The sequence below is a fragment of the Cognatazoarcus halotolerans genome (assembly GCF_009800965.1).
GTDB classification, from domain to species: Bacteria; Pseudomonadota; Gammaproteobacteria; order Burkholderiales; family Rhodocyclaceae; genus Cognatazoarcus; species Cognatazoarcus halotolerans.
In genome coordinates this window covers 238552-249091 of the sequence record NZ_WUAF01000007.1, presented here as the reverse complement: position 1 = coordinate 249091, position 10540 = coordinate 238552, and the positions used below count along the sequence as shown (strand labels likewise).

Here is a 10540-nt window from a genome sequence, read left to right as displayed (position 1 = left end):
TGCCGTCGACGAAGTGGATGTGGTGCTCGAGCAGCAGCTTCTGCTGCTTGAGCAGCGCCGCATCGAGCATGCCCACGGGCGAGCCGCGGTAGCCCGAGACGAACATCCCGGTCTTGAGCCCGCGCCGCGCATCGGTGCGCACCTGGTCCAGCGACAGGCGCACCAGCGCATCGATGCCGCCCAGGTGGATCTCGCCGCTTTCCTGCGCGAATATGTTGGGGACGATCTGTTTTGATGACATTTTGATATTCCGTTTGCTCCACGGGATCCAGTCCGTTGCCGAACCGGGGCGCAGGCGGGCCCTGCGACCGGCTCACGGATGAGCGGGTCGGCACGTATCGCTTCCTGCACTACGACTTCACGACTTCTTCGGCGAGCCTCGGGCAGCCGGACGGATCCCTTGTTCCGTTGGGGGCGTGACGTCCGCAAACCGCAGCGTCACCGGGTGGGTTGATCGCCGACGGGCAATCAGTCGAAATGCGCCTCGACGCAACCCAGTCCTTCGACCTGTGCCGCAAACACCTGTGGCCTTCGGGTATCGACCGTCACCATCGGGCCCAAGGCACCGGTCAGCACGATGTCGCCCGGTTGCAGCGGCTGCCCGACGCGAACCAGCATGTCGGCGAGCCAGATCGCAGCATTGAGCGGATTGCCGAGACACATGCGTGCATTGCCGGAGGACACGACCGCCTCGCCTTCGCGCATCTGCATCGCACAGTTGGCGATGTCGAATTCGCCTGCGCGGACCGGGTTGGACCCCAGCACGAAGAGGCCGCTCGAGGCGTTGTCGGCGATGGTGTCGAAAAGACTGATCTTCCAGTCGGCAATCCGGCTGTCGACGATCTCGATGGCCGGCAGGCAATATTCGATGGCACCCAGCAGGTCCGCGTAGGTGTGGCGCTCAAAGGCCAGCGGCTTGCCGATCACGAGCGCGATTTCGGCTTCGACCTTGGGCTGGATGAGCCGCCCGCGAGCCACCGGTTCACCGTCACCGACCGCCATGTCGGCAAAGAGCATGCCGAAGTCAGGCTGGTCGACACCGAGTTGCCGCTGCACCGCCGGCGCGGTGAGACCGATCTTGCGACCGACCAGGCGCCGCCCTGCGTCCACCGCACAGGCGGTGTTCTCCGCTTGCACTGCATACGCGGCCTCGAGGTCGTTGCTCGGTACCCGATCGCGCAGCGGGGCGATCGGCGTGTTCTGCCGCGCCGCCTCACGCAACAGGGCTGCTGCATCGGAAATGGAGAGCTGTGCGTTCGTCATAAAACCCTCACGTACGGACGATACGTTCATCTATGGAGCCGGCCAGCGATCGGGCCGGCTCCGCGGGCGGTCAGTCGACCAGCTTCCAGGCGCCGTTGCGCACTTCGATCAGCACCACCGCGCTCGGGTCATAGCCACCGTGGTCGGTCGCACTCATGGTGTAGGTGCCGTTCGCGCCGACCAGCTTGCTGGTCTTTTCCAGCTCGGCGCGGATGGCGTCGCGGAAGCCCTGGGTACCCGGCTTGGCGGTCTTGATCGCCTTGCTCATCGCATTCTGGAGCAACAGGGACGCATCCCACGACGCACCCGCGAAGGTCGAACGCGAATCGGGACCGTATTCGGCCTCGAGCTTCTTCAGGAAGGCGAGACCGGCCTGCTTGTTGGGATGGCTGTCAGGCAGTTGCTCGGCGACCAGCACCGGGGCGACCGGAAGGCGCGCGCCTTCAACCGATTTTCCACCGAGACGCAGGAACTCCTTGTTGGCCACGGCATGCGACTGGTAGATCGGACCCTTGTAGCCGCGCTCGCGCAGCGTCGTCTGCGGCAGCGCCGCCGGCGTGCCCGAGCCACCCACGAAGACCGCATCCGGCTTGACCATCTGCACCTTGAGGGCCTGCGCAGTCACGCTGGTATCGGTGCGGCCGAAGCGTTCGGTGGCGACGATCTTGATGCCGGCCGCCTCGGTTGTGGTGGTAAGCGCCTTGAGCAGAAGTTCGCCCCAGGAGTCGGAGAAGCCGATGAAGCCGACGGTCTTGACCCCGTTCTTCTTCATGTCGGCAACGACCCGGCCGACCATGACTTCGGCCGACGGTTCGACGCGGTAGACCCACTTGCGCTTGTCCGCGCCAACATCGATCGGCGCGATCGAGATCATCGGCGTGCTCTTTTCATTCACCACGTCGGCCATCGCCACGCCATTGGTGATCAGGTTGGGGCCGATGATCGCATCGACACCGTTTTCGCCGATGAGCTTGCGCGTGTTCTTGACCGCATTGGTCGGGTCGGTGCCATCGTCGAGAACGATGTAGTTGATCTTCTCGGAACCGAGGCTGGTCGGCATCAGGGCGATCGCCTTCTTCGTCTCGGCACCGAGCGAAGCGGCCGGACCGGTGAGCGAGAAGACCACGCCGATGTTGATGTCGGCGAAGGCCGGTGCCGCGGCAACGGTGAGGGCGAGTGCGGCAAGCTTGGTCTTGAAAGTGGTTTTCATGCTTGTATGTCTCCTGTTTGTGCTGCTGTGGGGTCTCGAATCGGGTTGAACTAGAGGGCTGCTGCGCCGGTAAGCGCGCCGAAACCGGCGATCCACTCGGGAATTTCCCGGTAGTAGCGGACCTCGGCCTGCCAGGCACCGCCGCTGGCGGCATCCATCGCCGCCGTTGCCGCCACCCAGGTCTTCACCTCGTGGGCGGAAGCCCCGGCCCGGTCGGTAATGTCGGCGTTGCGATAAGCGTCCAGCGCCGGCCAGTCACGGGCGGCCAGATCTTTCATGAGCTGCTGATCCCAATCGGCATTCAGGGGATGCAATCCGCTGCTCCCACCCGCAAAGGCGGTGGCGGCGGCAACCGTGCGTGCCTGGCGCGCGTCGCGCGCTTCGGGCGTGGGATTGCGGCCGGCGATCAGGCGCTCAATGACCACCGGATCGGTCGCGGTGGCCATCTGCGGCACCGGCGGGTTGTGCGACAAGCCGCCCGAGCCGATGAACATCGCACGCTGACCACGGCCGCGTGCAAAGCGCCCGACCGCCTCGCCAAGCAGGCGGGCACGATGAAAACTGGCCAGCGGCGGTGCGACCGCATTGATGAAGATCGGTATCACCGGATAGCGGGCCAGCGTACCGGTAAGCTCTTCGAGCGGCTGGGCGAAACCGTGGTCCACCAGCATTCGGTAGGACACCGCGAGGTCGATGCCGTCGTCGACCACCGCGGTGGCACAGGCCTCGGCCAGTTCGCGCGGCACGTCCAGCGGTCCGGCCGAACTCTGGTAATCACCGACCGAATCAGCCGCGATGCCAAGGCAGAACTGCGGCATGGCGTCGAGGAAGAAGCCGTTGTAGTGATCCGGCGCGAAGAGGTAGATGATCTCCGGATCATAGGCCTCGAGCTCGGCGCGCAGGCCGGCGACCAGATTCGCCACCTCGTCGACCACGTCGGGCACGGGGTCGAAATACCCCTTCAGCGGCGTGTGCGACAGGCAGGTGAGTCGCGCCTCCATCACGCGGCCCCCTTGCCCAGCTTCAGGCCCATCTTGTCGGCGACCTGGGCAAGCAGCTCATTGACCTGCACCCCGTAGCAGATCCCCGCGACGAAGCGGTCGGGACGGACCATTGCGACGCCACCCGGATACTGGCCGAACCATTCCTTGAGGCGCCCCTGCTCGTCACCGACGACGATCGCGTCCGGACCGATGTCCTTGTCGCGGTCGATCTGCACCACCGGCTTGGCGGTGATGATCTTGCCGCCGATCGCAGCGAGGATCTCGCGGCTGCGGGGCGTCAGCCAGAAACTCGGATCGATGCCCCAGCAGACCAGCGCGAAGCCACTGCCGAGCACGTCGTCGAACAACTTCACCTCGCCATCGCGGGTACGAACCTTCGGCTGGATGAAGAGCTGACCGACCGGCGAATTTGCCTTGGTATTGCCAGGACGGGACTTCTTGCCGATGAAGCGCTTGAGCGGCGTCTTGCACAGGATCTGGCGCGCCAACTGACCGATCGAGGGGTCAGCCGGGATTTCGATATCGCGCACCACCAGGCCGGTTTCGTAACGGGGCATCGGCTTGAAGCGCATCTCGGTGAAGTAGCGCTTGAGCGGCGGCACCAGGTTGAGCACCCAGGTGGCGAAGTCACGTGCAGCCACCACGTAGGCCTTGCGCGGCGAGAAGATGCGACCCGCGGTGACCGACAGATCGATCATTGCCTTGGCGTGCGGCGGACGCTCGAGCTGGTAGGTCTCGAGCAGCTTGTCGGAAGCGATACCCTTGACCACGTAGGCGAGTTTCCAGCCCAGGTTGGCGGCGTCGCGCATGCCGGTGTTGTAGCCCTGGCCCTGCCACACAGGCATGATGTGGGCGGCATCGCCGGCGAGCATCACGCGGCCGATCTTCCAGCGGTCGGCGATACGCGCGTTGTGGGTATAGACACGCTTGCGGATGTAGTCGAGCTTTTCCGGATCCGCCCCAGGCGGCAGCACCTTGGCCATCAGCATCGCCATGTTGTGCGGCTGGGTCATTTCCTCTTCGGTCTCGTTCTCGAAGATCATGAACTCGAAGCGGCGGATCCCATCCGGCAGCGCGCCCGAGACGTAGGGTCGCGAAGGATCGCAGTGCATGTAGATGTTGGGGGTGCCGAGCGGGTCGTTGCGGATATCGACGACCAGCCACTTGGAGGTGTCGGTGAAACCACCGAAGCCCACGTTCAGTGCGGTGCGGATCGGACTGCGACCGCCATCGCTGCCGACCAGGTAGCGGGCGCGGAGGCTGGTGGTGGTGCCGTCGCTGCGTTTCACGTCCAACGTCACGCCTTCGGCGTCCTGTTCGAAACGCATCACGTCATGGCCGAAGCGCACATCGACGCAGTCAAAGCGATCGAGCGCGGCGTAGAGTTCGCGGTCGATCAAGGGCTGGTTGAAGGCATTGCGGCGTGACCAGCCGAACACATCGGTGCGCGGCTCGATCGAGGCGAAGCAGCGCCCGCTCTTGGTCACGAATCGCATCCAGTGATTCGGCGTCAGGTGCGGCAGCACACGCTCCGCCATGCCGATCCCCTGCAGGGTACGCAGGCACTCATCGTCCATGCCGATGGCACGCGGGTAGTCGATCAATTCGTCACCACGCTCGAGCAGAATGGTCCTGATCCCATTCATGCCCAGGGTGTTCGAAATTGTCAGGCCCACCGGACCTGCACCGACGACAATCACGTCGGCGTCGAATTGACGATCATTGCTCATATCTGGTCTTCTCCGTTTCACGCTGGTTTCGGATCCGGCGCGGTGCGTACCACGCGGGTCTCTTCGTTTTTCACAGGGAGGCATCGCACGAGGCGGCGCCCATTTCAGGAAAGCAGGGGGATCAGTTGCGGCGGAAACTGCTGTGGGAACCACGCGGGAATCGCATCGCGTTTGCGTGCGGCGCTTTGCGGATCGGGGTGGCGTTCGTGCAGTGGGCTTCCGCCAAAATGCTTCGATAGGCTCTTGCGACCATCGTCGTCTCCTCGGTGCACCCTTGGTCCGGGTGTCGCTTCTGTCGTGGGAGACACTCTAAGTTTTGGGTATGGCGCCATCAAAAGCAGTTGGACCAGTGTCCACCTGATGCACAATGCGGTTTGTGAGACGCAAGAGGGGGATGGCGGTGAACTCTGCGAACGACGCCGGATACAGCAAGGTACGAAGCCTGGTTCGGGGGCTCGAATTGCTCCAGGCCCTGAACCGCAACGAACAGGGCCGGGCCAGCCTGGCCGACCTCGCGACTGCGACCGGATTGCATCGCACGACGGTACGCCGGCTACTCGAGACCCTCATCGAAGAAGGCTACGTGCGACGTAGCGGCTCGGACGACCGCTATGTGCTGACCCTGAAGACACGTTCCCTGTCCGAGGGCTTCACCCACGACGAAAGGGTCTCGGCGGTGGCCGGACCGGTACTGGCGTCCTTGCTTCAGCAGGTACGGTGGCCGTCGGACCTGTGCACGCCGGACGGCGCGGCGATGCTGATCCGCGAATCCACCCACCGCTTCAGTGCGCTCTCGTTTCATCGGACCATGGTCGGCCAGCACCTGCCGATGCTGGTCACCGCGGCCGGGCGTGCCTATTTCGCCTATTGTGCAGACGACGAAAGGGCCTCTCTGGTCGCCTTGCTTCGGCAGGATCCCTTTCAGGCGAAATACGCCAACGATGCCCGCTTCATCGACAATCTGCTGGAGCAGACGCGCGCCCGCGGCTACGGCGCGAACGAGGGAGACTGGTCCGAAGAGGGCAAGGTCGGCGCGATCGCGGTGCCGGTGTTCGAGAACGCACGCGCCGTGGCGACGATCAACGTGATCTATCTTGCCCGGGCGATCGGGCGCGAAGAAGCGGTGAGCCGCTACCTTTCACCCTTGCACAAGGCGGCGCGGCAGCTGGAGGTGCTGCTCGCGAAAGGCGTGCCCGACTGACCCGGATCGCCCTGAAGACTCCGCGGACCCCGCGGGAAGATCGGCCGAGCCCCCGGATTGATGTTGTGGATGGGAAGGGCCGAATTGCGGGCGGACACACGCCGCCCGCTTAGACTCACACCACCCCGGCACCATGGGCCTGCTGATCGGCCCAGTAGCTCGAACGCACCATCGGCCCACACGCCGCGTTCCGGAAGCCCATCTTGAGCGCTTCGGTTTCGAACATCTTGAAGGTGTCGGGATGCACGTAGCGCAACACCGGCAGATGACCGCCCGAAGGCTGCAGGTACTGACCGATGGTAAGCATGTCGACGTCGTGGGCGCGCAGATCGCGCATCACTTCGAGGATCTCGTCATCGGTTTCGCCCAGGCCGACCATCAGGCCGGATTTGGTCAGCACTTCCGGATGCCGCGCCTTGAACTGCTTGAGCAACTCGAGCGAGTAGGCGTAGTCCGAGCCCGGACGCGCCTGCTTGTAGAGACGCGGCACGGTCTCGAGGTTGTGATTCATGACGTCGGGCGGCGCTTGGTCGAAGATGTCGAGGGCTATCTCCATGCGACCACGGAAGTCGGGAACGAGCACCTCGATGGTGGTCTTCGGCGAAGCGCTGCGGGTCTGGCTGATGCACTCCACGAAATGCTGGGCGCCGCCGTCGCGCAGATCGTCGCGGTCAACCGAGGTTATCACCACGTAATTGAGGCGCATCGCCGCGATGGTCTTGGCCAGATCGGCCGGCTCGTTCTCGTTGAGCGGGTCGGGGCGGCCATGACCGACGTCGCAGAACGGGCAACGGCGGGTACAGATGTCGCCCATGATCATGAAGGTGGCCGTACCCTTGCCGAAGCACTCATGGATGTTGGGGCAGGAGGCCTCTTCGCAGACGGTGTGCAGCTTGTGCTCCCGCAGCGTTTCCTTGATCTCGTTGAAACGCTCCACTTCGTGCCCCGCACCGAGCTTGATGCGGATCCACTCAGGCTTCTTGAGGCGTTCGGCGGGAACGATCTTGATCGGGATGCGCGCCGTCTTGTCGGCACCGCGCTGCTTGCGTGCGGGGGTTTCCATGCTGTGTCTTCCTTTCCTCGGCCGGCTTGGTGCCGGCTCGTCGTTCAGTGGGCGCGAATGCCCCTGGTTATGGGTGGCATCAGGCGCTCGAGATGGGCAAGCAGACGCTCGCCTACCTGCGCAACGCTGTCGGTTACGCCGAACTGCCTGAGTTGCACTGTTTCGAGGCCACTATAACCGCAGGGATTGATGATCGTAAATGGTGCAAGATCCATATCGACATTCAGGCTCAATCCGTGGTAGCTGCAACCATTCCTGACCCGCAGCCCCAATGCCCCGACCTTTGCACCGTCTACATAGACCCCGGGCGCACCTTCCTTGCGGACTGCTTCGACGCCATATTCCGCAACGCAGTCGATCACTGCCTGTTCGATGAGGTTGACCATCTCGCGCACCTTGAGGCCACGCCGGTGCAGATCGAGCATCAGGTAGCCGACCAACTGGCCGGGGCCGTGGTAGGTGATCTGGCCGCCGCGGTCGATCTTGACCACGGGGATCTCGGTTGCCGTGAGCAGATGCTCGGGTTTGCCCGCCTGGCCGAGGGTGAATACCGGCGGGTGCTCGAGCAACCACAACTCGTCGGGCGTCTGCGCGTCACGATCAGCCGTGAATGCCTGCATTGCATGCCAGCTGGGTTCGTAGGGCACCAGCCCGAGCCGCCTGACCATCAGGGCCTTTTCGCTCAGTTCGCCATCCGGCAAGTGCAGGCCGTGCTCGGCCGCGAGTTCGACAAGATTCACAACACCACCTTGACCAGCGGATGGCTCGAAAGCTCACGGTAGAGCGCGTCGAGCTGCGCCTGCGAGGTCGCCGTGACCGTACAGGTGACCGCAAGGTAGTTGCCCTTGCTCGAGGTCCGCATCTCCATCGCCGCAGCATCGAAGTCGGGGGCGTGACGGATCACCACCTCCATGATGGTCTGGGCGAATTCATCGACCCGCGCCCCCATGATCTTGATGGGAAACTCGCAGGGAAACTCGAGCAGGGTCTTTCTGGTTTGATCAGTCACCGCGCATCACCGTTTCCTTGAAGTCCTGATACCAGCCGTGCATCCGTTGCGCGACCGGACCGGGTTGGCCGCCACCGACCGGACGATCGTCGAGACGGGTGATCGGCAGGATCTCCTTTGTCGATGAAGTCATCCAGATTTCGTCCGCGCCACGCAGTTCGTCTTCGAGGATTTCGCGCACTTCGTGTGCCTGGCCGTGCTTCGCGGCAAGTTCCAGCACGATGTCGTAGGTGACGCCGGGTAGCACGAGATGGCTCTTTGGTGGCGCGAGCAGCACGCCATTGCGAACGATGAAGATGCTGGAGGCTGCACCCTCGGTCAGGAATCCGTCGCGCAGCAGGATGGTTTCGGCACAGCCATGTTCGACTGCCTGCTGTCTGAGCAGGCAGTTGGCAAGCAGCGAGACGGCCTTGAGATCACAGCGCATCCAGCGGATGTCCGCCGCGGTGATCGCACCCACTCCGGCGGCCCGCTGCGCGGCGGGGGTGGTGACCAGCTCTTCGCTCATCAGGAACACGGTGGGGCGCGTTACGTGCGGGAAGGCGTGGTTGCGCCGCTCGTCCGCCCCGCGGCTCACCTGCAGATACACCGACTGGTCCGGCCAGCGGTTGCGGGCAACCACTTCGCGGACGATGCGCCGCCACTCGTCGAAGGCATGCGGGTCCGGCAGACGCAACGCCGCGAGGGTGTGGCCGAGGCGGACGAGGTGTTCGTCGAGCCGGAACGGACGCCCGGAATAGACCGGTATGACCTCATAGGCACCGTCACCGAACAGGAAGCCACGGTCCATGGGCGAAACCCTGGCTTCGGCAAGCGGCAGGAAGCTGCCGTCGAGAAAACAGATGCTGGTCACACGTTCCTCACAGACTCTTGATCCACAGCCGCAGGGCGTCCCAGGTGCGGCCGAACCAGCCCGCCAGCGGCACCTCCTGCAAGGCAAGGACAGGATATTCGCCAAGCGCCCGACCGTCGAGCGAGACCTTGAGCGTACCGACCTGCTGGCCTTTGGCGATCGGCGCGATGACCGGCTGCAGGCTGACGAAGTCGACCTTGAGCTTGTTGGCCTGATCCTTCGGTACCGTCATCAGGAAATCCCGCTGGAAACCGGCCTGCACCTCGTTGCTGGCGCCCTTCCAAACCGGCAGGGTCGATACCGCTTGCGCCGCGCTGTAAAGACGCACGGTGTCATAGAACAGAAAACCGTGGTTGAGCAGCTTCAGCGACTCTTCTGCCCTGGCGGCCTCGCTGCTGGTACCGGTCACGACGGTGATGATCCGCCGCTCGCCTCGCTTCGCCGAGGCAATCAGACAATAACCCGCGCTATCCGTATGGCCGGTCTTCATGCCGTCTACAGTGGGGTCGGTCCACAGCAGGCGGTTACGATTGCGCTGGGGGATGTTGTTGTAGCGGAACTCTTTCTGCGAGTAGGTCGAATAGTCTTCCGGGAAGTCTCGCACCACCGCCGCGGCCAGAATCGAGAGATCACGCGCAGTGGTGTAGTGGGCCGCGTCGGGCAGGCCGGTGGTATTTGTGAAATGGGTGTTCACCATGCCGAGTCGCTTGGCCTCCTGGTTCATGATGTGCACGAACGCGTCGGTGGAGCCCGCGATTGCCTCGGCCAGCGCCACGCAGGCGTCATTGCCCGATTGCACGATCATGCCCTGAATCAGTTCGCCCACCGTGACCGGTTTTCCCGGTTCGATGAACATCCTCGACCCTTCCATCTTCCAGGCCTTTTCCGAGACCGGCACTTCCTGCTCGCGCTTGATCTTTCCTTCGCGCAGCGCGGAGAACGTAATGTAGGCGGTCATCAGCTTGGTCAGGGACGCCGGCTCGATGCGCTTGTCGGGATCGCGCGAGGCAAGCACCTGGCCGGAAGTGTAATCGAGCATCAGCCAAGAATTGGCCGCGACGACGGGAGGCGGAACCTGTGCGAAGGCGAGAACCGAGGCAAAAAACAGGGTGAAGAAGCTAACTAAACGCATGAGTCTCAACTTTTCGGTGCTGGGGATTGATAGGTGGCGTCCGATACCCGCCAGGATGGGAGATGACTCCCTTTG

At 63.7% G+C, this 10540-nt stretch carries 11 protein-coding genes; 1 reads left to right on the top strand and 10 read right to left on the bottom strand.

The genetic code is table 11. From position 1 onward, the window contains the following. The 5 genes from GQB03_RS11590 to mhpA form a co-directional block, all read right to left on the bottom strand. The coding region (locus tag GQB03_RS11590; protein WP_159689131.1) for a hypothetical protein at positions 1 to 241 on the bottom strand (241 nt) is incomplete at its 3' end. A gap of 227 nt (positions 242 to 468) precedes the next feature. Next, complete coding sequence (locus tag GQB03_RS11585) at positions 469 to 1263, bottom strand: 2-keto-4-pentenoate hydratase (protein ID WP_159689128.1); 795 nt, start codon at positions 1261 to 1263, stop codon at positions 469 to 471. Between the two features lie 70 nt (positions 1264 to 1333). After that, positions 1334 to 2473 (bottom strand): ABC transporter substrate-binding protein, encoded by a 1140-nt coding sequence (locus GQB03_RS11580; RefSeq protein WP_159689125.1) that lies wholly within the window; start codon positions 2471 to 2473, stop codon positions 1334 to 1336. A gap of 50 nt (positions 2474 to 2523) precedes the next feature. Further along, on the bottom strand, positions 2524 to 3474 hold the full coding sequence (locus GQB03_RS11575; RefSeq protein ID WP_159689122.1) for a 3-carboxyethylcatechol 2,3-dioxygenase: 951 nt from the start codon (positions 3472 to 3474) through the stop codon (positions 2524 to 2526). Continuing rightward, positions 3474 to 5207, bottom strand: a complete 1734-nt coding sequence (mhpA, locus tag GQB03_RS11570) for a bifunctional 3-(3-hydroxy-phenyl)propionate/3-hydroxycinnamic acid hydroxylase MhpA (RefSeq protein ID WP_159689119.1) — start codon at positions 5205 to 5207, stop codon at positions 3474 to 3476. Before mhpA ends, GQB03_RS11575 begins: the two co-directional genes overlap by 1 nt. 400 nt (positions 5208 to 5607) lie before the next feature. Here mhpA and GQB03_RS11565 point away from each other — a divergent pair, with 400 nt between their 5' ends. Beyond that, positions 5608 to 6408, top strand: a complete 801-nt coding sequence (locus GQB03_RS11565) for a DNA-binding transcriptional regulator (protein ID WP_235027030.1) — start codon at positions 5608 to 5610, stop codon at positions 6406 to 6408. 115 nt (positions 6409 to 6523) lie between these two features. Here GQB03_RS11565 and lipA read toward each other — a convergent pair whose 3' ends face one another. The 5 genes from lipA to GQB03_RS11540 form a co-directional block, all read right to left on the bottom strand. Continuing rightward, entirely contained in the window at positions 6524 to 7471 is a 948-nt protein-coding gene (gene lipA, locus GQB03_RS11560; RefSeq protein WP_159689113.1) for a lipoyl synthase, read from the bottom strand. A gap of 44 nt (positions 7472 to 7515) precedes the next feature. Continuing rightward, positions 7516 to 8142 carry a lipoyl(octanoyl) transferase LipB gene (gene lipB / locus GQB03_RS11555; RefSeq protein WP_159689177.1) on the bottom strand — a complete coding sequence of 209 codons (627 nt, stop codon included), beginning with the start codon at positions 8140 to 8142 and terminating at the stop codon, positions 7516 to 7518. A gap of 65 nt (positions 8143 to 8207) precedes the next feature. After that, positions 8208 to 8420: a YbeD family protein gene (locus GQB03_RS11550; RefSeq protein WP_235027036.1), complete on the bottom strand. Its 213-nt coding sequence runs from the start codon at positions 8418 to 8420 to the stop codon at positions 8208 to 8210. 52 nt (positions 8421 to 8472) lie between these two features. Then, a complete protein-coding gene (locus GQB03_RS11545; protein WP_159689174.1) occupies positions 8473 to 9270 on the bottom strand; it encodes a D-amino acid aminotransferase in 798 nt (265 codons plus the stop codon). 70 nt (positions 9271 to 9340) lie between these two features. Further along, positions 9341 to 10465, bottom strand: a complete 1125-nt coding sequence (locus GQB03_RS11540; protein ID WP_159689107.1) for a D-alanyl-D-alanine carboxypeptidase family protein — start codon at positions 10463 to 10465, stop codon at positions 9341 to 9343. Positions 10466 to 10540: the final 75 nt, after the last annotated feature.

Excerpts from the sequence above, each read along its gene's own strand:
- GQB03_RS11585 (WP_159689128.1), bottom strand. The coding sequence starts at position 1,263 with ATGACGAACGCACAGCTCTCCATTTCCGATGCAGCAGCCCTGTTGCGT.
- GQB03_RS11580 (WP_159689125.1), bottom strand. The coding sequence starts at position 2,473 with ATGAAAACCACTTTCAAGACCAAGCTTGCCGCACTCGCCCTCACCGTT.
- GQB03_RS11575 (WP_159689122.1), bottom strand. The coding sequence starts at position 3,474 with ATGGAGGCGCGACTCACCTGCCTGTCGCACACGCCGCTGAAGGGGTAT.
- mhpA (WP_159689119.1), bottom strand. The coding sequence starts at position 5,207 with ATGAGCAATGATCGTCAATTCGACGCCGACGTGATTGTCGTCGGTGCA.
- lipA (WP_159689113.1), bottom strand. The coding sequence starts at position 7,471 with ATGGAAACCCCCGCACGCAAGCAGCGCGGTGCCGACAAGACGGCGCGC.
- GQB03_RS11550 (WP_235027036.1), bottom strand. The coding sequence starts at position 8,420 with ATGGGGGCGCGGGTCGATGAATTCGCCCAGACCATCATGGAGGTGGTG.
- GQB03_RS11545 (WP_159689174.1), bottom strand. The coding sequence starts at position 9,270 with ATGGACCGTGGCTTCCTGTTCGGTGACGGTGCCTATGAGGTCATACCG.
- GQB03_RS11540 (WP_159689107.1), bottom strand. The coding sequence starts at position 10,465 with ATGCGTTTAGTTAGCTTCTTCACCCTGTTTTTTGCCTCGGTTCTCGCC.